The organism is Shewanella sp. SP1S1-7, from assembly GCF_031932105.1.
Lineage (GTDB): Bacteria > Pseudomonadota > Gammaproteobacteria > Enterobacterales > Shewanellaceae > Shewanella > Shewanella baltica.
In genome coordinates this window covers 35645-59682 of record NZ_JAUOEU010000010.1, presented here as the reverse complement: position 1 = coordinate 59682, position 24038 = coordinate 35645, and the positions used below count along the sequence as shown (strand labels likewise).

22 protein-coding genes are annotated in these 24038 nt (G+C 45.0%); 17 read left to right on the top strand and 5 right to left on the bottom strand.

The genetic code is table 11. The annotated features are described in order from the left end of the window. From Q4Q49_RS10115 to Q4Q49_RS10100, 4 genes are read left to right on the top strand one after another with little or no spacing between them, the layout of a single operon-like run. On the top strand, positions 1 to 2475 hold the full coding sequence (locus Q4Q49_RS10115; RefSeq protein ID WP_311999262.1) for a hypothetical protein: 2475 nt from the start codon (positions 1 to 3) through the stop codon (positions 2473 to 2475). A gap of 11 nt (positions 2476 to 2486) precedes the next feature. Beyond that, positions 2487 to 3434: a hypothetical protein gene (locus tag Q4Q49_RS10110; protein WP_311999261.1), complete on the top strand. Its 948-nt coding sequence runs from the start codon at positions 2487 to 2489 to the stop codon at positions 3432 to 3434. Continuing rightward, on the top strand, positions 3427 to 3726 hold the full coding sequence (locus tag Q4Q49_RS10105) for a hypothetical protein (protein ID WP_311999260.1): 300 nt from the start codon (positions 3427 to 3429) through the stop codon (positions 3724 to 3726). Before Q4Q49_RS10110 ends, Q4Q49_RS10105 begins: the two co-directional genes overlap by 8 nt. Continuing rightward, the gene (locus Q4Q49_RS10100) at positions 3726 to 5510 is read left to right on the top strand and encodes a hypothetical protein (protein WP_311999259.1); all 1785 of its coding nucleotides are present in this window, start codon (positions 3726 to 3728) and stop codon (positions 5508 to 5510) included. The genes Q4Q49_RS10105 and Q4Q49_RS10100 overlap by 1 nt, the downstream gene beginning before the upstream one ends. 242 nt (positions 5511 to 5752) lie before the next feature. Here the strand turns inward: Q4Q49_RS10100 and Q4Q49_RS10095 are convergent, their stop codons facing one another. Both Q4Q49_RS10095 and Q4Q49_RS10090 read right to left on the bottom strand, forming a co-directional pair. Further along, positions 5753 to 6913, bottom strand: a complete 1161-nt coding sequence (locus Q4Q49_RS10095) for a hypothetical protein (RefSeq protein WP_311999258.1) — start codon at positions 6911 to 6913, stop codon at positions 5753 to 5755. Continuing rightward, positions 6910 to 7977: a site-specific integrase gene (locus tag Q4Q49_RS10090; protein ID WP_311999257.1), complete on the bottom strand. Its 1068-nt coding sequence runs from the start codon at positions 7975 to 7977 to the stop codon at positions 6910 to 6912. The genes Q4Q49_RS10095 and Q4Q49_RS10090 overlap by 4 nt, the downstream gene beginning before the upstream one ends. Positions 7978 to 8098: 121 nt before the next feature. Here Q4Q49_RS10090 and dusA point away from each other — a divergent pair, with 121 nt between their 5' ends. The 3 genes from dusA (at position 8099) to Q4Q49_RS10075 (ending at position 9963) form a co-directional block, all read left to right on the top strand. Next, on the top strand, positions 8099 to 9118 hold the full coding sequence (gene dusA, locus Q4Q49_RS10085; protein WP_311999256.1) for a tRNA dihydrouridine(20/20a) synthase DusA: 1020 nt from the start codon (positions 8099 to 8101) through the stop codon (positions 9116 to 9118). Positions 9119 to 9327: 209 nt separating this feature from the next. Beyond that, the gene (locus Q4Q49_RS10080) at positions 9328 to 9618 is read left to right on the top strand and encodes a hypothetical protein (RefSeq protein ID WP_006086053.1); all 291 of its coding nucleotides are present in this window, start codon (positions 9328 to 9330) and stop codon (positions 9616 to 9618) included. Positions 9619 to 9762: 144 nt separating this feature from the next. After that, positions 9763 to 9963 carry a PspC domain-containing protein gene (locus Q4Q49_RS10075; protein ID WP_261272405.1) on the top strand — a complete coding sequence of 67 codons (201 nt, stop codon included), beginning with the start codon at positions 9763 to 9765 and terminating at the stop codon, positions 9961 to 9963. 137 nt (positions 9964 to 10100) lie between these two features. On the opposite strand, the gene Q4Q49_RS10070 is transcribed toward Q4Q49_RS10075, so the two are convergent. Next, a complete protein-coding gene (locus tag Q4Q49_RS10070) occupies positions 10101 to 10838 on the bottom strand; it encodes an enoyl-CoA hydratase (RefSeq protein ID WP_006083031.1) in 738 nt (245 codons plus the stop codon). 33 nt (positions 10839 to 10871) lie between these two features. Here Q4Q49_RS10070 and Q4Q49_RS10065 point away from each other — a divergent pair, with 33 nt between their 5' ends. Genes Q4Q49_RS10065 through Q4Q49_RS10055 form a run of 3 tightly spaced genes read left to right on the top strand, consistent with a single transcriptional unit; the run spans position 10872 to position 13074 of the window. Continuing rightward, the gene (locus Q4Q49_RS10065; protein WP_261272406.1) at positions 10872 to 11354 is read left to right on the top strand and encodes a copper chaperone PCu(A)C; all 483 of its coding nucleotides are present in this window, start codon (positions 10872 to 10874) and stop codon (positions 11352 to 11354) included. Positions 11355 to 11365: 11 nt separating this feature from the next. Then, positions 11366 to 12334: a DUF2333 family protein gene (locus Q4Q49_RS10060; protein ID WP_006083029.1), complete on the top strand. Its 969-nt coding sequence runs from the start codon at positions 11366 to 11368 to the stop codon at positions 12332 to 12334. 2 nt (positions 12335 to 12336) lie between these two features. After that, positions 12337 to 13074 carry a TIGR04219 family outer membrane beta-barrel protein gene (locus Q4Q49_RS10055; RefSeq protein ID WP_311999255.1) on the top strand — a complete coding sequence of 246 codons (738 nt, stop codon included), beginning with the start codon at positions 12337 to 12339 and terminating at the stop codon, positions 13072 to 13074. Positions 13075 to 13163: 89 nt separating this feature from the next. Here the strand turns inward: Q4Q49_RS10055 and tolC are convergent, their stop codons facing one another. Further along, a complete protein-coding gene (gene tolC / locus Q4Q49_RS10050; RefSeq protein ID WP_006083027.1) occupies positions 13164 to 14471 on the bottom strand; it encodes an outer membrane channel protein TolC in 1308 nt (435 codons plus the stop codon). Positions 14472 to 14715: 244 nt separating this feature from the next. On the opposite strand from tolC, the gene nudF reads away from it, so the two are divergent. The 7 genes from nudF to parC are packed head-to-tail and all read left to right on the top strand — an operon-like array spanning position 14716 to position 22659. Continuing rightward, on the top strand, positions 14716 to 15318 hold the full coding sequence (nudF, locus tag Q4Q49_RS10045) for an ADP-ribose diphosphatase (RefSeq protein WP_311999254.1): 603 nt from the start codon (positions 14716 to 14718) through the stop codon (positions 15316 to 15318). 6 nt (positions 15319 to 15324) lie between these two features. Continuing rightward, positions 15325 to 15765 carry a DUF1249 domain-containing protein gene (locus tag Q4Q49_RS10040; RefSeq protein WP_268650223.1) on the top strand — a complete coding sequence of 147 codons (441 nt, stop codon included), beginning with the start codon at positions 15325 to 15327 and terminating at the stop codon, positions 15763 to 15765. A gap of 15 nt (positions 15766 to 15780) precedes the next feature. Further along, a complete protein-coding gene (gene cpdA, locus Q4Q49_RS10035) occupies positions 15781 to 16620 on the top strand; it encodes a 3',5'-cyclic-AMP phosphodiesterase (protein ID WP_106649492.1) in 840 nt (279 codons plus the stop codon). A gap of 26 nt (positions 16621 to 16646) precedes the next feature. After that, on the top strand, positions 16647 to 17222 hold the full coding sequence (locus Q4Q49_RS10030) for a YqiA/YcfP family alpha/beta fold hydrolase (protein WP_311999253.1): 576 nt from the start codon (positions 16647 to 16649) through the stop codon (positions 17220 to 17222). A gap of 56 nt (positions 17223 to 17278) precedes the next feature. Then, entirely contained in the window at positions 17279 to 19165 is a 1887-nt protein-coding gene (gene parE, locus Q4Q49_RS10025) for a DNA topoisomerase IV subunit B (protein ID WP_106649494.1), read from the top strand. Between the two features lie 52 nt (positions 19166 to 19217). Next, positions 19218 to 20390 (top strand): PQQ-dependent sugar dehydrogenase, encoded by a 1173-nt coding sequence (locus tag Q4Q49_RS10020; RefSeq protein ID WP_311999252.1) that lies wholly within the window; start codon positions 19218 to 19220, stop codon positions 20388 to 20390. Continuing rightward, on the top strand, positions 20383 to 22659 hold the full coding sequence (gene parC, locus Q4Q49_RS10015; protein WP_311999251.1) for a DNA topoisomerase IV subunit A: 2277 nt from the start codon (positions 20383 to 20385) through the stop codon (positions 22657 to 22659). The genes Q4Q49_RS10020 and parC overlap by 8 nt, the downstream gene beginning before the upstream one ends. A 175-nt stretch (positions 22660 to 22834) precedes the next feature. Here parC and Q4Q49_RS10010 read toward each other — a convergent pair whose 3' ends face one another. After that, the gene (locus Q4Q49_RS10010; protein WP_220592039.1) at positions 22835 to 23899 is read right to left on the bottom strand and encodes a porin; all 1065 of its coding nucleotides are present in this window, start codon (positions 23897 to 23899) and stop codon (positions 22835 to 22837) included. Positions 23900 to 24038 lie beyond the last annotated feature (139 nt).

Below are 24038 nucleotides of genomic sequence, written 5' to 3'. Positions count from 1 at the left end.
ATGACTATTTCCCGTTTAGATTTAAAAGTATTTAAGCCCGAGTTACTGGGTTCAAGTAATGAGGCTGGCGGCCAACGGACTAAGAACGCTGTGCAGTCAGGCTTGCTTAACGAGCTATTTTCAGCGATATCAGATATCGACCATGCCCAATCCAGTATCGACATTGTAAAAGCGTTCCCTGCGCTCGATACGCCAGACACCAGCACTTTGATTGATGCACATGTGTTTATCAGTGAGCCACCGATAGACCCATTAGTTAACGTATTCATGATCGAGTCTGCCGCGCTGGATGATGAATCTCGCATGACGGATATGAAAGAGATCATTGAGTCGTCAGTCACTGCAGGGGAATTGATCCGTGAAGGTGGTCCCGGATTCCTTGTAAACCAAAACTCGTTTTCCTCAGATTACCTGCAGTCGTCTTATCGCTTTAATGATCGCGACTATTGGAAAACCACTTATCTGCAGGTTGGACAAGTGATCTGCATCACCGTGGAATATCCTGGTATTGAAAACGTGGCATGGCCACGAAAAACCCATTTTTGTAAAGTCACGCGCACCAGCATAGTGAACGGTGCTGTGGGTACCGTAGTTTTTGAACCACCGATCCCCTTTGCGACACCAGAACCTGGTTTGCAAATCAATGGCCAGAGTAAATGCACTCGCTTGCGATTATCTAACACTGCATCCCCATTAAAATTCCACGGGGTAACTAAGCTGACTGCCGCCGCCAGCGGGGTAAATTTAGCTGTGGGCGCGACTCAATTATCGTTACTGCCTGCGATCACCACCTTAGCGCCAAAGCCCGGCAATACTATTACGGGCGGCAGTGATAACGGCGATGCCACTGTTAGCCAAGTGATCCGCAAAGTGATTAGCCAGCCAAGTGCAGAAGGGACGTATAGCTATACCTTCACCACAGCGGATTTACTGATAGATACTGATGTCGTCACTGCAGTTTCTACCGAGCCTTATGGGGTTTTCAGTGGGAGTAGTGCTTTAGTTCAGTCGATTACTGTCGGAACGGGGAACGTGACCGTTACGCTGCGGCCTGATGTGCGCTTTGCCTATAATCCCACTGTCTCGCTCTATTATGTTTCTGCGTATAAATACAGCATTTACTCAAGCACTAATGCATTCCCAGCGAATAAGCAGCTAACGGTCGGCAGTATCAAAGGCCGCGCTGTGTTTGCTGATAGTAACTATGTGCCTCAGGACGTTTTTGAAAATGTGAATAGTGGTATCGGTAAGTTGTATGACACCACTGAGTTGCTGGCGACCATTGATTATTTTACGGGTGTCGTTACCAAGCAAACGGTCAGCCGTGGTGATTTTGAATTGAGCTATTCAGGTTTAGTTGAATCAACCACTGCAGCGGCTGCCGGCGATACTACGGCTAAATTTGCCCTGAGTGTGGCTAATCCATTGTTAGAGAGCTTTTACGTGCAGGTTGAGCGAATATCCGACCACGCCATTATCAGCGCCTCATCTGACAACCAAGGCGTGATAACGGGCAGTGGCATTAGCGGCACAATCGTAGATGGTTTGGTTGAACTGTTATTTACCAATCCGGTGGATTTAACCACGCTGCGCTATGACATTACTGACCAATTGCGCCAGCTACCACCCGCCGAGATTTACGGGCTAAACCCACTGCGTATCCCCAATGATGGCATTGTCGATATGTTCAGACGCTGGGGCACTGTCGCGTTGTCTCATACCCAAGTGCAGCAAGTCACAGGCTCTGTCGGCACAGTGTTTACGATTCGTGAAAATGCCCAGTTTGTGGATATTACCGATGCCAATGGCGCAAGCCTATGGACCACTAATAACGACCATTTCACCGTAAACAAGGTGGCAGGCACGGTCACGATTAACAGTGATTTTACCGGCTTTGCCACGCCGTTTGTGCTGAGCGATACCATTATGGAACTCGGTCTAGTGTCATCGTTTACAGGCAATAGCCTTGTGCTTGCCAAGCCCTTAGCCCGTGAATATCCGGCAGGTACCACATTAGCCAGTGTGCAAATCCTTGGCGACCTGCAGGCGCGTGTTGGCAGAGTGCGCGATATGACCGCTTGGGCTAACAATTGGGATCTTGATGGCGACCCAGCAACGGGCAACGTGAATGCGGTTGACTATCCGTTTGAGGTTAAAAATACCACTGCAGTGAATGAAGATTGGGTATTGATTATGACCTCAGCCACCGCCTTTCGCTGTGTTGGCCGCCGTCTTGGCCAAATTGCCGCAGGCGATACGCTGAATGATTTTGCACCGATTAACCCACTGACAAATGCCCCGTATTTCATTATTCGCTCAGGCGCATTTGGCGGCGGTTGGCAACAAGGTGAAGCGATTCGTTTTCGCACGTTCGCGGCCTCAAACCCAATAATGTTGCTGCGCAATGTGCAGGTTGGCCACAGTCAAATCACCACAGATAAAGCCGTGTTGTCATTTTTCGGCAACGAGTCATAGGAGCAATTGCAATGGGCTTACCAGTTACTGTTTATCGTTATACCGATGCGGGTGCCCCGCAGTTGGTTAATGCTAATACGTCAGAGTGGATTAACATTCTAAAAAAAGTGTTGGTTGAGGGTTATGGTACTAAGGCACCACTTGGGTGGACATTAGAATTTGAAAATGCAGCCGCTTTTAAAGTTGCGTTTCGCAACACCACAACTGACGGTGGTAGTGGCGGTTATTTTCAATTTAGTGGTCCCAACTCGAATAATGCTACTTGCCTCATGTGGGCCAGTGCAGGTATGAGTGATCTCGATGCATTCATCAAAGAAGTGCCATACCGAGCTTTGATGAATCAATCGACTCATAGAGGTTGGGAGATCATCGGTACATCAAGAGGGTTTTATTTAATTTTACATCAAACCAATAAGATGAAAATGTCAGACGGGAACAGCATTAGCAGCTATTCATATTTTCAAATGTATTTCATTGGTGACGCTGAGTCGTTTTATGCAAATGATCAAAGTACCTTCACCTTAATCAGCGGTACTGGTGGTGGCAATGCATCAAATAATTTTGGCGTAAACAATAACGTTAAATTTGCACGATTTTATGATGTCGATGGTGGAAACGGTGGAGTAAAAGAATACACCGCTAACGATCCATTTACAGGCAATAACAATACAGCAAGTTATAACCAAAATGCAGAAACCTTAGGTATTCAGCACATATTATCACCACTACTACTGACCATTACTTATAACTCAACAGATCGTAACGGGGATGTTGCGGCAAGTAGCATGATCAGCCCAATGGTAAGAGCCAAAATACCCGGCATGTATTCCTCATGCTTTATGGGGTACAGGGATGAAGATTGGCCGATTGATCTGCCGATGAATGGTGTCATGCATACGCTGTTAAGATCGAACTTTGCCCCGCATCTTTGGATTAATACGGAGCAATGGTATGACTAAAATTATCAATGTTTCTGCAGCAAAAGATAGGGTATTCGCTCAGGCAGTGGTTGAAGTTGATGCCGATGATAACGCTGAGCGAGTGTTGATAATCAATCGTTTTAGTGGTGAAACATATCAAAATTTCAAACTGCAAAATAATAAAGTGATGAAATTTATTGTTCCAATCCAACATAGTAATACTCACTCCTTACTGGTTGGGATATTGGATGATGATAACGTTTATAACGCTGAAATAGTTGATGGAGTTAAAGCAAATTTAATTAATGGCAACATTGTGAATGTACGCTAATGACAGCCATCATTTTAAGATTTACTAAGCCTTGGTCTAATAAAACTTCACCGATAAAAATCCGGTTTGGTGATGACCCTATTCCTGAGTTACCAGACCCGCCTATTCGTGTTGGCAGCATAGGTATGCTTTGCGGTTTGGTAATGGATACAGGTCCAAGTATTGAGCAGCAACTGCTAATCAGTTACAAGGCTAAGCAGCATTCCAATCTGATCAATATGATTTGGAACGTTTATTTAATAAAGCAGACTATAACAGCAGTATGGAATGCTGACCCGATATTATGCAGCCAAACACTCGTCACCAAATGGATATCACCTGCTTTATTCAATATCAACATTGGTATGAATTGGTTGGTACCTCAGTCCCATGGCCATCACGCTGAGAGTCATTGGATAGTGCCAGAGCTGCAGCAGACAATGCTTGAAATGCAGTGGTCACAAGCAGCCGCCAAGAGCCAGCAAATTACCGTTAAACTGCATGTCGGCGAGCAACTAGCGACTGAGATAGCGCTTAGCTATACCGACATTCAAAGCCAAGGTGATAACAAGGTTGTGGCATGGGCTCCCCATGCGGCGAGATGGGTATGTTCCAGTAAATACGTACCGCCAGTGGGTAAGGTCACGCTGCGCTTTAGCGAACCTTGGATCAACTCAACTAGCCCAACACGGCTTAGATTTACGGCCTCACCGAACGTGTGCTACTGGGACGATGGCGGCGGCCTTATTGATGCCAATCCACCATTACCCAATATCGATTTTAAAATCCCGATTGAACCACAAATCCGCAGGTACTACTTAATGCAGCCAACGATCACATGCGTGCGAGTATCAGACAGTTTACCGATTGTGATCACCAGTGTGAGCATTAACCAAAGCCGTGGACAGTGGGCGAGGTCGGTTACCCTTGAGTTCTCAAGCCGTATCGATGCGCAGCGCGCCCACAATGAGCTGTTGTTGATCACCATCAACGGTTATGAGTTTTATGCCATTGCCGAGCAGCCAAGCGCCAGTAAAGCCTTTGGGATTGAAACCCACAGTAGCACTGGCCGTTCGCGTACCGCAGAGCTGTCATCGCCTTATCGTTTGCCTATCAGCTACACCAACACTGTCTTGCGCAGCCTTGGCGGTATTATCGGTGATCTGTTGCAAAACACAGGCTGGACTGCAGAGCTAAGCGGGATATCAGATTTTAGCGTCCCTGCAGGCGCGTTCAGCGTGGGTAACAAGTCACCGATCGACGCGATTAATGAAGCAGCAAGCCAATTGGGCTGCATGATCTTAGCGGATGATGCCACCCGTAAATTGACGATCATTCCGCGCTGGCCAACCGTGCCGTGGGAAATGGCAACAGCGGTACCGGACCTAACAGTGCATGATGCCGTGATCACCAATTACAGCGAATCAGTCTCCCGCAATCCTTTGTGTGATGTAGTGTGGCTGCGTGGTGAACAACAGGGGATTAGCGCCAAGGTGAAACGCACCGGCAGCGCTGGCAATATTCCTGCTGCTGATATTAGCGCCCAGTTGATCGTAGATAACCAAGCTGCGCGTATCGCTGGTACCAATGCATTGGCAGATACAGGCGACAAGCTCAACGTCACGCTATCCTTGCCCGTTATGGTTAATTTGCCACCCGCAACGCCTGGCATGTTGATTGGTATTCGTGAAGGTACCGAAGTCTTTAAAGGAACGTGTGACAGTTGGAGCATCCGCGCCAGCGTCAGTGATCGCGGTGATATCGATATCGAACAATCCATTACAGTGATCCGCTCAATCGCGTAACCCTGCTAACAGCCAGCGAGGCACCATGCTTAAACAACTTCAAACAGCGTTAGTACTGCCACGGATGATCATGACTGTAGCTGCAGTAAACGCCGATGGAACGGTCACCGCCAGCAGTGCCAGCGGCCACACTATCCGCGCCATTGGCTCGGGAACGGTTGGTGATCACATCTACGTACAAGACGGCAGGGTGCTAGGAACAGCACCCGACTTGCCATTTGTGCAGATAGAGGTTTAGCGGGTTATAATCTGTTAGATCTTTTTCTATACATCTCTCTTGCAACAGAGTTATGAAAACGTGCAGAATTAAATTCTGACAATTTATATTGCAGTTCATTAGGTATTTGTTCATCTTCATTTATAAATGAAATTATACGCTCCCAATGACTTGCCATTTTTTTCATGTACTCATGATTAGAAAATTCAATTGGTTCAAATGGTAAGCCTATATTTGAAAATTTCTTTACTTCCATTTGGAGTGCAATTAACTCTTTTACTCCGTTACAGGTTGTAAATATTTTTGCTTCAAACCCTAAGTCAGTTAGGTTTTCAATTGCAAATCTCTCTAAGTTATATAAACATTTTTTCTCAGGTAGCTTATATCTTATTTTTAAGTTTGAATTGCTAAACATAGCCATGCTTTCAAATATTTTCTTTAAGTCTTCGAAAAAACAATCAAGTCTAAAAATATTTATACCACTGTTCTCATATTTTATGTTAAATATGTCGCCACTTATTGGTGGGGCAGGGTATTTTAAGTTGAATATTTCTAGAGATTTAATTAATAAACCGAATAGTACATGAGTATCGATTTCATAAGAGTGTGCGTAGAAATATAATTCTTCAATTTCATTCTTTGCGGTCTCTAATAGGTGTGAACCATTTTCATTAAATGATGAAATAAGGTAAATGTTTTCATGATTATTATGTGGAAAAAGCTTTTTATAGAGTCCAAGTTTGTTGTTAACTTTGAATTTACTATATGATTCGAAATTATTTATGTATGTAATGAATTGATTTTGATGCTCTATAAATCTCTGCTGTTTAATCATTTCATCTTCTGTTTCCCATTTTTCTTGTTGTAGTTTTTCGAATTTATTTTGACGTTCATTTTGTGCTTCTATCTGCTTTTGTTGAATTTTGAATTGCTTAATGGCAAGCACCATTACTCCTACAGTACCAACTGCACCCATAAATGAAGATGCACCTGATAAAAGTGAACCAAATGCTGACCAATCATCTGGAAGGTTTGAGAATCGATCCCAAAAATCAGTGAAACTACCAAATTTTACTGCATAGGCAATAAGAATACCTGAAAAGATAATAAAACTAATATAAGCTGCTAACTTTAGTCTATTTAATAATTTGTTAAATTCTAATGCTGAATTGTCTGTAACTTTCATAAAACATCCTTATCATGCAACCGCTTCGGGAATAGCTCTGTATACACTTGCCACAGAGTATTGATATTTCTATGGCCTGTCACCTGCGCCACCTCATCAATGCTATAGCCCTTCTCAAATAGCCGGCTGGCACCTTCACGCCTTAGGTCGTGATAGCGTAAATCTTCAATTCCCAATTCGTTGCGCACCCGCTGAAACCCTGCAGTAACGCTGCGCTCGTTGTAGGGGAAAACCCGCGCATCATTCCTCGGCTGCTTTTGCAGTATCTCCCATGCCCCACCCAACATAGGCACCAACATGTGGTTGCCTGCTTTTTTACGTGGGTCTTTGCGGTCGCGAACGATTACGGCCTTTTGTGCCTCATCTACATCGTCCCATGTTATCCGGCATACTTCACCAATACGCATGCAACTCAGTATCGAGAAATCGAGCAAATCAATATAAGGAATATGCGCAGCTCGTTGATCTGCTCTTGCAGCTAATCCAACTTTTAACCTCTCAATCTCATCCGTAGTCGGTCTGCGCGAACGCTTCCCCGATTTAGCGATCAAGTCTTGGCTATAAAGTGCATCGTAAGCTTCGATAACCGAAATTTGTGAAACCTCATGCCCAAAGTTTGATTTAGCGATTCGTAGCAGCCATCGGATTACACTAACATCAACTGCAATGGTAGATGGCCCTGTGCCTGTACTGCGCCGTAATTTACAGTGATCGATGATGTGGTGCGGCTTAATATCTGTCAGATTCAATTTAGCAATATCGCAATCCGATAAAAGCCTCAAACAAAAACGCTTCGAACGACCAATGCTGCTGTCGATGTTTTCATCTGTCAGGGCTTTGCTGATGATGCTGCCCAATGTAATAGGAGCCGTATCCTCAGTAGCAAACCCGTTTGACTCAATATCAATCACCCGATCTTTACCCCATGCCTCGGCAGCGGCATATTTGGTAAAGGTACGTTGCTCCGTGTATAATATTTTGCCGTTTTTCTTTACACGAACTAGGCAGCGATGCCGCACAGTACCGTCGGCTTTTTCACGTTTTTGAATGCTATAAGATGCCATGTTTTTTGGTTCCCCGAACCCCTCAGTCCAATCCATTGTGGATCACTATAGGTTCCCCGAGCAATGCAAAACATGCAAAAACGTACAAAAATTAGCAAAAATATTAACTTTTCGGATTGTAATGAATTTAGATAAAACCCAGCAACACCAAGGTTTAGCGCCTAAAACCCTCGATAGAACCTTTTCCATTGCGCCCATGCTGGATTGGACTGATCGCCATTACCGTTATTTTGCGCGTTTGATGTCGGCTAATGCATTGTTGTATACGGAAATGGTGACGACTGGGGCGATATTGCATGGTCGTGGTGACTACTTGGCATATAACCAAGAAGAACATCCTTTGGCGTTGCAGTTAGGTGGCTCTAATCCTGTCGATTTAGCGCGTTGCGCTAAACTCGCGGCTGAGCGTGGCTACGATGAAGTGAACCTCAATGTGGGTTGTCCTTCCGATCGAGTGCAGAATGGTCGCTTTGGCGCGTGTTTGATGGCTGAACCTGAATTAGTGGCTGAGTGCGTTGATGCCATGAAGCAAGTGGTTGATATTCCTGTGACTGTTAAGACACGTATCGGGATTGATGAACAAGACAGTTATGCGTTTTTAACCCAGTTTATCGATGTGGTCAGTGCAAAAGGGTGTACGGATTTTACTATTCATGCCCGTAAGGCTTGGCTTCAAGGCTTGAGTCCGAAAGAGAATCGCGAGATCCCGCCGCTCGATTATGAGCGTGTATATCAACTCAAGCGTGATTATCCCGCGCTCAATATTGGTATTAATGGCGGGATCACCACACTTGAGCAAGCGCAACTCCATTTAGCGCAGCTCGATGGCGTGATGATGGGGCGTGAGGCCTATCAGAATCCTTATATTCTGGCGCAGGTAGATCAAATTCTATGTGGCAGCCAAAAGGCGGTGATCAGCCGTGAGGATGTGATTGAGGCTATGTTGCCTTATATCGAAGCACATTTGCTGTCGGGTGGGCGACTCAATCATATTACTCGCCATATGATAGGGTTATTCCAAGGCTTACCGGGTGCCCGTGCGTGGCGTCGTTATTTGAGCGAAAATGCCCATAAAAACGGCTCTGGGATAGAAGTGGTAAAGCAGGCCTTTCAGAATATTCAGGCTGAAGTTACAGAGTAATTCCACTCGACTTAAAAGATGGTGAAATTTACTAATTTGAGTAGTATTTTTCACCACTTGTTATTTTCCAATCCATCCCTATATCTCATCTTGTCCACATAAAATTTTTTAAAATGATTAAAATCATAATCTTAAAAATATTTTTATAAGTTGGCACGCAGTTTGTAATACTCCTTTCGTCAAGTTAATTAATCGAAAGGGATGCCATCATGTTTACGTTAACCATTAAAAAATCAGTACAAATGAGTGTGTTATTAGGTGCGTTAGTCGGTAGCGTTGCAGTACACGCAGAAGCCGCGCCAATATCGGATGTTGTCGGAACCATTGAGCAAACGCTAACTACCCAAACACAAGAAATGTTAGTCAGTGCTAAGCGTGAGTTTGTGATGTCATTGCAAACACAGCTCGCTGAAAGTATTTATGACTTCAACAGTCAACTTGGCTTAAGCGCTGAGAATGAAGGTGAGTCGGCAAGTGCCGATGAATATAGCGCTAAGTAGGGGATCTGCTTATGTGGTTTGTAGCACCTTTAATGACTTTGCTACTGTTACCTGTAATTAGTCTTGCGTTGTTTTCAGGCATTATTTGCTGGTTTCAGTGGCATAGTGATAAATAAATTACAATCAATTGAGTCGAGGTTTGAGATGAAACGAGTAAAAGCACGTATGGAGAGCCCAGAGCGATTAGTGTGTGGTGTTGCCGCTGGTATGGCATGGAAATTTGGTTGGACTTGCTTTTGGACTCGATTGGTGTGGGCTGGCGCGACGGTATTTATGCCTGGCGTGAGTTTGTTGATTTACTTTGTTTTAGCACTGTTAGTTGATCAATGGAAAAGACCCGTTTAAGCCTGCAGTGATGCTTATATTTGAGGCTTGTCTTGATTGAGAAATTGAAAGAATATTTTAAAAAATAGGGTGTTAAACCTATCAACAAGAGGGCACTTTGACCCTCATGCGACATGTATGTGCATACTGCTTGCAGACTACTTCTTCAAAAAAGCCTGAAATCTGCTCTTGGCTTCATCACTTTTTAGCCTAGCGCTAAATTGTTCTAATTCTTGATGCATTTGGTGTTGTACACGATTTTTATGCGGACGCATTAATTGACGTGTGATTTGTAGTGCTTGTGGCGGTTGATTTGCCAACTTTTTAGCCTGAGACAATGCATAACTGAGTAGATCTTCATGGGCCACAATTTCGTTGATCATATTGAGTCTGTGGGCCGTCTCGGCATTAAAACTTTCGCCGAGTAGCAATAGCTCTGCCGCTTTTTGATAACCCACTAGTTCTGGTAACAGTAGGCTAGCGCCCGCTTCTGGCACCAGTGCCAAGTTGACGAAGGGCAGTTGAAACTTCGCCGTGTTATCGGCGTATACCAGATCGCAGTGCAGTAGTACGGTAGTGCCAATGCCGACGGCGGCGCCAGAAACGGCGGCAACCAGCGGTTTTTTGAGTTCCAGCAGGCAAAATAAGAAACGAACAGCGGGGTGATTTGGCCCTAAGTCACTATTTTTCAAAAAGTCTGCAACATCATTGCCTGAGGTGAAGCAATTATCTTGGCCATGGAGCATAAAGGCACGAATGTCGTTGTCTGCTTCACCTTCGATCAGGTATTCTGTCAGTTGTTTATACATATTAAGATCAAGTGCATTGCGTTTATCGGGGCGATTAAAGCTGATAATACGTACGCCCTGATCATCCTGAACCTGTATATGACTCATGGGTTGTTTCCTTTACGACGACATTGGGTAGACATGGAGTTTAAGACATTGAAACCAATATTCAAACAGCTGTTTAATTGTCTAGTTTTATCTTGTGCATCATTTTCAGCGTTGGCGAGCGTGATAGTGACCGAAGGTCATGTACGCGCCATGCCTGAGACAGTACCAAATACTGCCGCCTACTTTACGCTTGAAAACCACACAGATAAAGCGGTTCGTCTTATCGGCGTCAGTACTACTGTGGCAAAGGATGCCCAATTACACACGATTATCGAAGATCAAGGCATGGTGAAGATGCGCCATGTTGAAGGTTTTGATATCCCATCCCATGGCACATTAACGTTAACGCCGTCAGGGGATCACGTCATGTTGCTAGGCTTAAAAGCGCCATTGATGTTAGAGCAGCAAGTTGAACTGCAATTAGAGTTTGACGATGGCGAGAAAATGGCGATTACACTGCCTGTTAGTAAAGAAGCAGAAAACGCCGCAGAGCAAGAGCATCATCACCATCATTAAGGAGTCGCTTGATGCAAATTACATGGAAAAAAGTTACCGGTGTCGGTTTATTTTTAGTATTAATCGGTTATGGCCTGAGTGTGTGGTGGAGTATCGAGCCCGATCCTATCAATCCTCAACAATTGACGGCTACCGATAAAAATGTGGTCGGATACGCAACCACCACTTCGCTGATCCTCACGGTCGAAACATTACTGGATAAACAAGGCGGTTGGTTATCAAACGATGTGATGCCACCTTCTATCTTTATGGATAACATGCCCGCATTTGAATACGGCGCATTAGAACAAGCCCGCGATTTAGCCTTGATTATGCGTAAAGAGTTTAGTCGCTCGCAGTCACAATCGGCAGCGGATAAAGATTTAGGCGAAGCCCAATCTAAGCTCAATATCGATCACACTAGCTGGTTAGTGCCAAGTGCCGAAAGCGAATACCGCGATGCCATTAAATTGCTGAAGCTGTACCGTGCTCGCATGATGGACCCTAATAATCAAGATGCACAGTTTTATGCCCGCGCCGACAACCTCAATGAATGGTTGAAAGAAGTGCAAAAGCGCCTGGGCAGCATGTCACAACGTTTATCGGCCAGTGTTGGCCAAGAGCGTTTAAATACCGATTTAGCCGGCGATAATGCGGCGCGTCAATCCACACCTAACTTGGCAAGCCATCAGGTGAAAACCAGCTGGTGGAAAATTGATGATGTTTTCTATGAGAGTCGTGGTGCTTCATGGGCCTTGCTGAACTTTATGCGCGCCGTTGAAGTTGATTTTGCCGACGTCTTAAAGAAGAAAAATGCTGAAGTGAGTCTAAGACAGATCATTCGTGAACTGGAGGCGACTCAGCAAACTGTCTGGAGCCCTGTTGTGCTTAATGGCAGCGGTTTTGGCTTAGTCGCTAATCATTCATTGGTTATGGCTAACTATGTATCCCGTGCGAATGCCGCGGTGATTGATTTAACGAACTTGCTATCTCAAGGTTAATTATGAAAAAAACTCTCCTCGCCAGTGCGGTATTAGGATTATGCATGGCCACATCAGCCCAAGCGGCAACTGTGGTCGGTTTCACAATTGGCGGTGACTACTGGCGCGCCGATACTAGCGGTACTTTTGCCGATAAAGGTCAACCACAGCAAACATTTGATTACAGTTCATCGGCTCAAGGTAGCTACTGGATTGCGGTTGAGCATCCATTGCCATTTGTCCCAAATATTAAAATCCGTGAAAATAGCTTAGATCAAAAAGGCAGCATGTCTGATGCTGATTTCAACTTCAATGGTCATGATTTTAAAGGTAATGTGACTACTTATACTGATTTGAGCAACACAGATTTCGTGCTTTATTACGAAATATTGGATAATGACATAGTGTCATTGGATCTTGGTGCTGCTTACAAGTTAATGAATGGCTCACTGCGCGTGCAAGATCCTGGTCACCCTGAAGAGAAAGATGTCGATAGCGGCATTGTAATGGGTTATGCCAGTACGCATGTGGGCATGCCTGGCTTAGGTTTATACGGTTTTGCTGATTTGATGCAGGGCGTAAATGAATCAAGCGTTCACGACTATGCGATTGGTTTAGGCTGGCAGTTCGATGGTTTGGCCGTCGATACCCGTGTACGTGTAGGCTACCGTGAGTTTTTATTCGACGTGAGTAACTTCTCGGGTGTGAGTGCCGATACTAAATTTAAAGGTTACTTCGCAGGTGTTGAAATCAACTTCTAATCTGTTGATTTAGCGTTTGAGTATAAAAAAACCGCCTATCGGCGGTTTTTTTATCTGACAACTTTTATAGCTGAGAACCGAGAGTGAGATTACTCTGCAATTAAGCCATTGTTGATGGCAATTACGTCATCTTCATTCAATGTACCCGCTGCTTGCTTCAAGGCAATGACCGAGTTGATGTAGCTATAACGTGCATCGGATAATTTACGTTTTGAATCGTACAAGTCACGAGTACGGTTCAGTACGTCAACGATAGTACGAGTTCCCACTTCGAAACCCGCTTGAGTGGCTTTCAATGCACTTTCTGATGAAATAACTGACTGTTCATAGGCCTTGATTGAGCTGATAGAAGCGCCTACGTTGTTGTAGTTATTACGGACGTTTTTCACAACACCACGGTAAGTTTGCTCAAGTTTTTCACTTGCTTCAACATATTGAAATTGTGCTTCATTAACTTGTGAGCTCACTTTAAAGCCTTCGAAAATCGGAATGCTTAAGTTGACACCCACACTGACGTTATCGAAGTCAGGCTCATTGATATTACCGGTTTTTTGCTCAAGACCTTTGTTGTAACCTGCATTCAAGCTTAAAGAAGGCATGTGGCCTGCTTGATATAGCTTAATGGTTTCTTGAGCGATATCTTTACCGATACGTTGAGTCATCAAATCGACACTATTGGTTTCAGCAATCTTTAACCATTCGTTTGACGACGTTGGCGCTGGCGTTACGGCCGAGAAACGGTTGGTATCTAACACGTTAATTGTCTTGTGATCGATACCAGTGATTTCACGTAAAGCTTCATAGCTATTAGCGAGTGTGTTTTCAGCTAAAATTTCAGTGGCTGAGGCTAAGTCATATTGAGCTTGGGCTTCATGCACATCGGTAATGGCGGTTAAACCCACAGCGAAACGTTGTTTAGTTTGTTCAAGTTGGCGTTCGATCGCACGTTTTTCTGCACCTTGGAACTCGTAGTTATCTTTCGCCGTTAATACGTTGAAATAGGCTGTAGTGATACGAGTAATCAGGTTTTGTAATGCTGAAGCATAGGCAGAATCAGCTTGAGAAGCGGCTTTCTCAGCAAGGCTTAAACCGACCCAAGCACTGTGATCATAGATAACTTGATTTAATTTCAGGCTACCTACTAGACCGCTTGAATCATCCTTCGGATCATTCCAAGCTTTGTCGTAACCGACGTTTGCACTAATGGTTGGCAACAGCGGAGCACGGTTTTGTTCGATTTTCTCAAATAAACCATTACGCTGGGCTTGGGCTTGTAATACGAGCGGGTCGCTGGTCAGTGCTTGTTGATAAATTTGCAACAAATCATCTGCTTGTACCGCTGAAGCGGAAGCCGCAAGTGTTAATGCTGCGCATAAATTATGGATCTTAAATTTCATTTGCTGTCCTTATTAGACAAAATCCCCCCACGGAGGAATATTTTAACTTCGTTTAGACTAAGTAATGCCTTTACCAAGGCGGTTTGCGCTTCCCGACGCTTCCCGATACAGCTAAAACTTAATGACCTAGAGTCTAAGAACTCTGACACTTTCAAGTCAAATTCGAAGTGTAACAGATTTTATTTTAAAAATGTGCTCAAATTACCTTGATTATAGGCGCAAATTCAACTTTTAAGGATTGAGTATGAAACCCCCTGTTTTTTCGCAAACGGATATTGAGATCTTAGAAAAAAAATCCCTGTATCAAGGGTTTTTCTCAATGGACGAATACACTTTTAAACATAAATTGTTTGCAGGCGGCTGGAGCAAACCTGTCACCCGCGAAGTGTTTGAGCGGGGTCATGCCGTCGTCGTTCTGCCCTATGATGCCAGACAAGATAAAGTGGTGCTTATCGAACAGGTACGTTTTCCTGCATTAGCAACCACTAAATCTCCTTGGCTTCTCGAGTTGGTCGCGGGTATGATTGCGCCCGAAGAAACGCCTCTGGACGTTGCGCACCGCGAATTAATGGAAGAAACAGGCTTAGTTGCTAAGCAAATGCACAGCGTGAATAGTTATCTTGCCAGCCCTGGTGGCAGCACAGAACGTTTCTATTTCTATTGGGCCGATGTTGATTCGAACGACGCCCGTGGATTGCATGGATTAGCTGAAGAGCACGAAGATATTCGATTGCATGTCATGAGCCGCGAGCAAGCTTATAATAATGTGGTTGCGGGCGAGATCGATAATGCGTCGACCGTCATTGGATTACAATGGTTACAATTAAACTATCAACAACTGGTTTAAGTTGGGATGAATTTGGCTACTTCGAGTCTAAAACAGCGCTATAAACCTAACGTCAGTGATTTTCTAGCACTGTGCGGGCGAAATTATGGTTACATGTTGAAATGGTTACCGTTAGAGATAGCTATCGGTGAGTCATGGCGACTCGAAGGTGAGTTTGGTATATTAGTAGTGCGAATTTTAGAAAATACCAAATATACTCAATTAGTTGAGATATCTCGTCCCATCGCAATCAAGGAGTTTGTCAATACTCCCAAGGTGTTAGTGAGAATTTATCACGATGCTAAATTAGCAGAAGTGTTAACTGGTCAACAGATTTACCAATTACGCCCAGTGTATGATTATCCCAATGTACGTATGTATCAAAGTGATGAAAAGCACCAGGTGAATGCATTCCTGGAAGAGTTATTAAAGATTGGTTACCACCATAGTGTCGTGTGCCAGTCTTAGAATTGGGTATTCAATGTGCTGAAAGAGGCTGTCTCTTACTCCATAGCTGAAGGGGAAAGCGTGCGTATCGTGCAAGTCACTGATCCGCATCTTTTTGCCGATCCTGAAGCTCAGCTATTAGGGGTCAATACTAGCAAGAGTTTTGCTGCCGTATTAAATACAATTAGAGCTGTGGACTATCCCGCTCATTTGATGCTTGCCACGGGTGACTTAAGTCAAGATTACTCGGCTGAGTCCTATCAGCAATTTGTGAAAGCCGTCACTCCTATTGGTTTACCTTGCCATTATCTTCCCGGAAACCATGATGATCCGCGGATTATGTATCTGCACATGCAGGGTGAACAGATTTTTGGACAGCAGCGTATTCTGGCCGGAAACTGGCAAATTCTCATGTTGGATTCAACCGTGCGGGGAAAGCCCGGTGGCAATATGGCCGAGACTCAGTTCGAATTAATTGATAAAGCCATTGCCGCACATCCCGAATGTCACACTTTATTGGTGATGCACCACAATCCCATTGTCGTGAATTGCACTTGGCTAGATCAGCACTGCATGGACAATGGCGCCGAATTTATTGCGCGAGTAGCAAAGTATCCGCAGGTCAAAGGATTACTCTGGGGTCATGTACACCAATGTATCGATACCCATCATAATGGCCCTCATGGCAGCATGCAGCTAATGGCGACACCTTCCACTTGTATTCAATTTAAGCCGTTATCGCCTTATTTTGCTTTGGATAGCGTCCAACCGGGTTATCGTTTGCTGGAGTTGAGAGCCGATGGTAGCATCAACACTAAAGTGTATCGCGTACCGGGTAACCATTTTTCCCCCGACAACAACTCTAGCGGTTATTAACGCGAATAACCGCAGCCTGAGGAAATATGCTGCTTTATATTCACGGATTTAATAGCTCACCCTTTTCAGATAAAGCTGTGATGACGGCTGAGTACATGGCGCAGTATCACCCGAGTGTGACCTTTTATCAGCCGCAATTACCCAATACGCCCAAGGCTGCCATGGCACTGTTAACCACTTATGTTGAGGCGGCTGTCGATGCCAATGAGCCATTAACTTACATAGGCTCATCCTTAGGCGGATATTTTGCCAGCTATTTAGCCGAAACCTATGGCGGCAAGGCTGTGTTAGTCAATCCAGCGGTAAAACCCTTTGAATTGTTTGATGAGTTTATGGGGCCGCAATTTAATCCCTATACCGAACAGCATTATCTTGTCGTGCCCAAGCATAAGCGGGAAGTTGCTGAATTTAATACGGCTGTTATCCGCAATCCGGATCGTTTTTTGGTATTATTGCAGACGGGTGATGAAGTGCTGGATTATCGCGAAGCGCTCAATAAGTACCATCACTGCCAATTGCGAATTGAAGCGGGAGGCGATCACAGTTTTGTTGGCTACGAATCGCATCTGCAAACTGTAAGCCAATTTTTACACTTACCTTGACAAACTGACATGCCGAGCCGCAACATGGCCGGATACAATAACTTATAGCGTGCCCTATGACGAATCAATACACCTCTGACGCCATTGAAGTTCTCAACGGACTCGATCCTGTTAAACGCCGTCCAGGTATGTATACCGACACCTCCAGACCAAATCATTTGGGCCAAGAGGTCATAGATAACAGTGTCGATGAAGCATTGGCGGGTCACGCGACTAAAATTGAAGTTGTTCTACATACAGATAACTCCCTCGAAGTCACCGATGATGGCCGTGGTATGCCGGTGGATATCCACCCAGAAGAAGGCATTCCTGGGGTCGAGTTAATCCTAACCAAATTGCATGCTGGCGGTAAATTTTCGAATAAAAACTACCAGTTCTCTGGCGGTTTGCATGGTGTGGGGATTTCGGTCGTTAACGCGCTGTCACGCCGTGTCGAAGTGACAGTTCGCCGTGATGGTCAAGTGTATGATATCGCATTTGAAAATGGCTTTAAGGTTGAAGAGTTACGCCCAACGGGGACCTGTGGTCGTCGCAATACTGGGACTCGAGTGCATTTTTGGCCCGACGCCAGCTATTTTGATTCGGCTAACTTTTCTAATTCAAAACTGATTTATCTGCTGCGGGCTAAAGCGGTATTGTGCCCAGGTTTACGGATCAAATTCACCAACAAACAAACAAATGAAGTCCATGAATGGTTCTATGAAAGCGGCCTAACTGATTATTTGAAGGCGGCGATTGGCGACAATTTAAGGTTGCCAGATGAGCCGTTTGTCGGTTGTTTTAAGGGCCAGCTAGAAGCCGCTGATTGGGCCATTACTTGGCTGCCAGAAGGCGGTGAATCCATTGGCGAGAGTTATGTTAACTTAATTCCGACTCCGCTCGGTGGTACTCATGTAAATGGTTTCCGCCAAGGCTTATTGGAGTCAATGCGCGAATTTTGTGAGTTCAGAAACTTAATTCCCCGCGGTATTAAACTTTCACCCGAAGACATTTGGGATCGCGCCGCATTTATTTTGTCGGTAAAGATGCAAGAACCGCAATTTGCTGGCCAAACCAAAGAAAAGCTTTCGAGCCGCCAATGCGCTGCATTTGTGTCTGGCGTAGTGCGTGATGCCTTTTCACTTTGGTTGAACTCCAATACTGAACTCGCTGAATCGTTAGCCGAAATGTGCATTAATAACGCCCAGAGTCGGTTAAAGGCCGCTAAAAAAGTCGCCCGTAAAAAGGTGACTTCAGGGCCTGCATTACCGGGTAAGCTAACGGACTGTAGTGGCCAAGATCCGATGCGCGGAGAGTTATTCCTCGTGGAAGGGGATTCTGCGGGTGGCAGTGCGAAACAGGCCCGCGATCGCGAGTTTCAAGCCATTATGCCGCTGCGTGGCAAGATCTTAAACACCTGGGAAGTCGATGCTTCACAAGTGTTAGCCTCACAGGAAGTCCATGATATTTCGGTCGCAATTGGTTGCGATCCCGATAGCAGTGATATCTCTGAACTGCGTTATGGCAAGATTTGTATCCTTGCGGATGCTGACTCAGACGGATTGCACATTGCTACCTTGTTATGCGCGCTATTTTTGAAGCATTACCGTATCTTGGTTGAACAGGGGCATGTGTATATTGCCATGCCGCCACTGTTCCGTATCGATATCGGCAAAGAGGTGTATTACGCCTTAGATGAAGCCGAAAGAGTGGGAATTTTAGATCGCATTGCCGCTGAGAATAAAAAGGGCAAGGTACAAGTCACCCGCTTTAAAGGCTTGGGTGAGATGAATCCTTTACAACTTCGTGAAACAACGATGGATCCTAACACCCGTCGTTTAGTACAGTTGACCATAGATGATATCGAAGAGACAGATGCTTTGATGGATATGTTGCTCGCTAAGAAGCGTTCGCCGGACCGTAAAAACTGGCTTGAAGATAAGGGTGACATGGCTTTACTTTAATGTTGTGCACTATTGCCGATAACAATAAAACATAGGCATAAAGAAAATTACAATGTTGTGTATTAAAACTAATAATTATAATTGCTTAAAGGTGTTGTCTGCCGGTTTTACACTCCTAGCGAGTGTAACGTTATTGCTCTGCAATAGCGCCTTTGCGGGTTCCCAATCGATCATGATTACCGTTGCTAAGGGGTTTGGTTTATCGCTTTATGCCTCGGATATTGGTGATGCAAAGCAAATGGCGATGGGGGCGAATGGCACTTTATTTGTCGGTTCCAATAAGAGCGGCACTATTCATGCGTTAGTCGATAGCAATCAAGATGGTCGTGTCGATAAGCGCTACGTGATTGCTAAAGGGCTTGAATCACCCGATGCGATTGCATTCCACAATGGCGACTTGTTTGTTGCCACTGAAAATCAAATCGTACGCTTTGTTGATATCGAGCAAAGATTACGCCGCCCGAGTCGACCCAAAGAAGTTTACAGTGATTTGCCTTACTCAGAGAAGAAAAGTTCTCGGGCAATTAATTTTGGCCCAGATGGCCGTTTATATGTGTCTATTGGTGCGCCCTGTAACGTTTGTGAAGCGCCAGTACCTTACAGCAGTATCATAGCGATCAATGTTGATACAGGTGCGAGTGAACAGATTGCGACCGGTGTGCGTGATGCTAGTGGATTTGATTGGTCACCAATAGACGGAAAATTATGGTTTGCCGATCAAGGCCGAGATTGGATGGGGGATAACCTGCCACCCGATGAGATTAACCGCGTCGATGTGATAGGGAGTCATTATGGCTTCCCTTACTTACATGCCAGTACTGTGGTTGAGCCTGCCTATGAAAAGCCAAAAAATCTAAAAATTTCGCTACCAGTATATGAACTGCCTGCCCATGTTGCACCCACAGGGCTTGCGTTTTATCGCGGCAGTCAATTTCCAAATATGTACCATAATCAGTTGTTTGTAGCCGAAAATGGCTCGTGGAATCGTTCGAGCAAAGTCGGTTACCAAGTGGTTATGCTCAAGATTGAAAACCAAAAAGTGGTGAGTCGTGAAACGGTTGTTAGTTTCCTTGACGGTGAATTTCCCGTCGCTCGTCCCTTTGCGCTGTTATCGGCAGCCGACGGTGCTATGTACATCTCAGATGATTTAAAAGGTAACGTGTATCGCTTGTTCTACAAGGGCGATAGTACTGAAGAACCACAGGAACTAGAAGAAAATGAGTGACGCTATCAAGTTAAGTCTCGATGGGGTAGAGCAAATGCCATTACGGCGCTTTACCGAAGAGGCTTATCTGAACTATTCCATGTACGTCATTATGGACCGAGCCCTGCCACACATTGGTGATGGGCTTAAACCGGTACAGCGTCGAATTATCTATGCGATGAGTGAGTTAGGTTTATCGGCTCAATCTAAGCATAAAAAGTCGGCACGTACGGTTGGTGACGTATTAGGTAAATACCATCCCCACGGCGATAGCGCCTGTTATGAGGCTATGGTATTGATGGCGCAGCCATTCTCCTATCGTTATCCGTTAGTCGATGGTCAAGGTAACTGGGGGGCACCCGATGATCCTAAGTCATTTGCGGCTATGCGTTACACCGAAGCGCGTTTATCTAAATTCTCCGAAGTGCTGCTCAGCGAGCTGGGGCAAGGCACGGTTGAGTGGGGCGCTAACTTTGATGGCACGTTAAAAGAGCCAAAAGTACTGCCGGCACGTTTACCGCATATTTTACTTAATGGTATTACCGGTATTGCCGTGGGCATGGCGACGGATATTCCGCCGCATAACGTCAGGGAATTAGTCTCAGCCTGCGTAGCATTGCTTGATGATCCTAAGCTTGAGCTCGAGCAATTGATGGCCTTTGTACCTGGGCCTGATTATCCGACCGAAGCCGAGATCATTACCCCGTCTGCCGATATTGCAAAGATTTATGAGTCGGGCCGTGGGTCATTAAGAGCGCGCGCGGTTTACACAGTCGATGGCGGTGAAATCATCATTACTGCGCTGCCGCACCAAGCCAGTAGTGGTAAAATTTTAGAGCAAATCGCCAGTCAAATGCAGGCGAAGAAATTACCTATGGTGGCCGATTTGCGCGATGAGTCGGATCATGAGAGCCCTGTGCGGCTGGTGGTGGTTCCGCGCTCAAACCGTGTCGATTGCGATCAGTTAATGGCACATTTATTTGCCACCACGGATTTAGAAAAGAGCTTTAGAGTTAACTTAAACGTGTTGGGTCTTGATGGTCGTCCACGGGTTAAAGGGCTAAAAACCTTATTAACTGAGTGGTTAGAGTTCCGAGTCGACACGGTTAAACGTCGTTTGGAATACCGTTTAGATAAAGTCGTGTCGCGGTTACACATACTCGAAGCGTTAATGATCGCTTTTCTCAACATTGATGAAGTGATTGAGATTATTCGTTTTCACGATGAGCCTAAAGCCGAGTTAATGGCCCGTTTCTCACTCAGTGATAAACAAGCTGAATCGATCCTAGAGTTAAAGTTACGTCATTTAGCGAAGTTAGAAGAATTTAAGATCACGGCCGAGCAGAATGAGCTTGAAGCCGAGCGCGAGAAACTCGAGCAGTTATTGGGCTCAGAGCGTCGCTTGAAGACCTTGATCAAGAAAGAATTAATTCAAGATGCCGAAACCTACGGTGATGATCGCCGCTCTCCAATAGTGCTGCGCAACGAGTCTCGCGCCTTAACTGAACAAGAGTTAACGCCGACTGAGGCTGTGACAGTGGTCTTGTCTGAGAAAGGTTGGGTGCGTTGTGCTAAGGGCCACGATATCGATCCGTTATCGCTCTCCTATAAGTCTGGCGACCAATATCTGTGTAGCGCCATCGGGCGTAGTAATCAGGCGGCGGTGTTTATTGATTCGTCTGGGCGGGCATTTGCGACCGACAGTCATACTTTACCATCGGCACGCAGCCAAGGTGAGCCTATTACGACTCGCTTCAATATGGCGCCTGGCGAAACCATGCAGCATGTATTGATGGGTGAGGAAGACCAGTGTTACCTGCTGGCAACTGACGCGGGTTACGGTTTTATTTGCTCGTACAATGATATGGTGTCGCGTAATAAGGCGGGTAAGGCCTTGCTGAGTTTGCCGACAAACGCTAAGTCATTAACGCCTAAGTTGATTGATCGCACGAAAGAAATGTCGCTCTTGGCGATCACGAACGAAGGTCGAATGTTGTTGTTTTCCCTTGAAGCCTTACCGCAATTATCTAAGGGGAAAGGTAACAAGATTATCGGCATTCCTACGGAAAGAGCCAAGAATCGTGAAGAGCTGATGACGCACTTACAATTAGTGCCGAGTGACACGCCAGTCACCTTGTGGGCGGGTAAACGCAAACTCACACTTAAGCCTAGCGATCTTGAGCATTATCGTGGTGAACGTGGTCGTCGTGGGGCTAAATTGCCAAGGGGCTTACAACGTGTCGATAGCGTTGAATTAGGTGACGGCGGCGAGCCATTACCGAGCATTTAATCCTTGATGGACTAAAGGTTTTGAAGCATTAAAGACATAAATGAAAGCCATCTAAGTTGACTTGGGTGGCTTTTTTGTTTTTATCGCCTGAGTCTTGACCGTTTGTTCTATTCGAGACATAAAAAAACCTACTGTATCGCTACAGTAGGTTTTTAATTATCTCTGGGTTAAGAGATTAGAAGTCGTAACGTACGCCTACAGAGAATACGTTGTCATCTTGTAGATCAACTTTGTTACCGGCAACAACATGGTCACCGCGGTACATAGCGTATTGGCCGTATACCATAGTTGATTTAGCTAGACGGTAGTCAGCACCTACGTTGAAGTTTTGTACGTTGATATCAGTGCCAGTTGCGCCACCTTTATTAACGTTTTTGTAGAAGTTACCGAAGCCAGCATCATCAGCACCGTATTCAGCTTTCAGGTTTACGCCATTCAGATCGTAAGAAACGTTCACGAAGTAAGTATTGCCATCGATATCGCTATTCACAACGTTTTCTGATTGTTGGAATAAACCACCGACTTTGAATTGCCCTAATTTAACTTGAGCCACACCACGGTACGCATCAATACCTGAAATACCTTTGTTATAGGCTACAGCAACATAGTAGTTCTGTTCTTTAAACTTGCTATCGCCTAAAGTCGCGCTTAATGCATATAAGCTTTCAGAAGTTTTTGCAGTCGTGTCGTTATCATCAAATAAATAAGTTGCGTTCAGTGTTACTAAGCCAGCGATTTTTGGCGAGTAGTACCACATACCATCAGCGCTACGAGTTTGGCCACTGATTAAACGGTCGATATCGGCGTTAGTGTTACCGAAAATATCCACACCGCCTTCGGCTTGTTTGAATACTGTGTCGTTACGACCGACTAACACAGTACCTGCGTTAGTTTTTAAACCTAAATAAGTATTACGCGCTTTAAATACATCACCCGTTGTTGATGTATTTTCAACTTGGAATTCCATTTGATAGATAGCTTCAAAGCCATCAGCAATCTTTTCTGAACCCTTTACACCTAACAGAGAAAAGTTGTTTTCTAAATATGTGCCAGCGTTATTTTCATCGGCATAGTTAGTGGTATCGATACCGTTAGTGCCGCCTTGTAGGGTAGCAGCAGTGTCAGTATGGGTTAAAGCAAGCTCTAAACGACCATAGAAGCTTGGGCCTTCGGCTAGCGCACCGAATGAAGCCAATGCCAATACTGATGCAACTGATGCAGAGATGAATGTCTTTTTCATGTTTTGTGCTCCCTCGAACCTAAGTTCTTTTCCATTTTTCATGGTTTTTGTGTGGTTTAACGCATTTGTCACCTGAGTCGGTAACAAAGTTGCCGCCGATTTTTACAGTTTTACGACTCGCAGGCTGTGGTGCAGATCA

Coding starts and splice junctions, on each gene's coding strand:
- Q4Q49_RS10100 (WP_311999259.1), top strand. CDS start 3,726: ATGACAGCCATCATTTTAAGATTTACTAAGCCTTGGTCTAATAAAACT.
- Q4Q49_RS10110 (WP_311999261.1), top strand. CDS start 2,487: ATGGGCTTACCAGTTACTGTTTATCGTTATACCGATGCGGGTGCCCCG.
- Q4Q49_RS10090 (WP_311999257.1), bottom strand. CDS start 7,977: ATGGCATCTTATAGCATTCAAAAACGTGAAAAAGCCGACGGTACTGTG.
- Q4Q49_RS10055 (WP_311999255.1), top strand. CDS start 12,337: ATGAAAAAAACTCTCCTCGCCAGTGCGGTATTAGGATTATGCATGGCC.
- nudF (WP_311999254.1), top strand. CDS start 14,716: ATGAAACCCCCTGTTTTTTCGCAAACGGATATTGAGATCTTAGAAAAA.
- Q4Q49_RS10115 (WP_311999262.1), top strand. CDS start 1: ATGACTATTTCCCGTTTAGATTTAAAAGTATTTAAGCCCGAGTTACTG.
- Q4Q49_RS10070 (WP_006083031.1), bottom strand. CDS start 10,838: ATGAGTCATATACAGGTTCAGGATGATCAGGGCGTACGTATTATCAGC.
- Q4Q49_RS10060 (WP_006083029.1), top strand. CDS start 11,366: ATGCAAATTACATGGAAAAAAGTTACCGGTGTCGGTTTATTTTTAGTA.
- Q4Q49_RS10105 (WP_311999260.1), top strand. CDS start 3,427: ATGACTAAAATTATCAATGTTTCTGCAGCAAAAGATAGGGTATTCGCT.
- Q4Q49_RS10080 (WP_006086053.1), top strand. CDS start 9,328: ATGTTTACGTTAACCATTAAAAAATCAGTACAAATGAGTGTGTTATTA.
- tolC (WP_006083027.1), bottom strand. CDS start 14,471: ATGAAATTTAAGATCCATAATTTATGCGCAGCATTAACACTTGCGGCT.
- Q4Q49_RS10040 (WP_268650223.1), top strand. CDS start 15,325: ATGAATTTGGCTACTTCGAGTCTAAAACAGCGCTATAAACCTAACGTC.
- parC (WP_311999251.1), top strand. CDS start 20,383: ATGAGTGACGCTATCAAGTTAAGTCTCGATGGGGTAGAGCAAATGCCA.
- Q4Q49_RS10020 (WP_311999252.1), top strand. CDS start 19,218: ATGTTGTGTATTAAAACTAATAATTATAATTGCTTAAAGGTGTTGTCT.
- Q4Q49_RS10075 (WP_261272405.1), top strand. CDS start 9,763: ATGAAACGAGTAAAAGCACGTATGGAGAGCCCAGAGCGATTAGTGTGT.
- parE (WP_106649494.1), top strand. CDS start 17,279: ATGACGAATCAATACACCTCTGACGCCATTGAAGTTCTCAACGGACTC.
- Q4Q49_RS10065 (WP_261272406.1), top strand. CDS start 10,872: ATGGAGTTTAAGACATTGAAACCAATATTCAAACAGCTGTTTAATTGT.
- Q4Q49_RS10030 (WP_311999253.1), top strand. CDS start 16,647: ATGCTGCTTTATATTCACGGATTTAATAGCTCACCCTTTTCAGATAAA.
- Q4Q49_RS10010 (WP_220592039.1), bottom strand. CDS start 23,899: ATGAAAAAGACATTCATCTCTGCATCAGTTGCATCAGTATTGGCATTG.
- Q4Q49_RS10095 (WP_311999258.1), bottom strand. CDS start 6,913: ATGAAAGTTACAGACAATTCAGCATTAGAATTTAACAAATTATTAAAT.
- dusA (WP_311999256.1), top strand. CDS start 8,099: ATGAATTTAGATAAAACCCAGCAACACCAAGGTTTAGCGCCTAAAACC.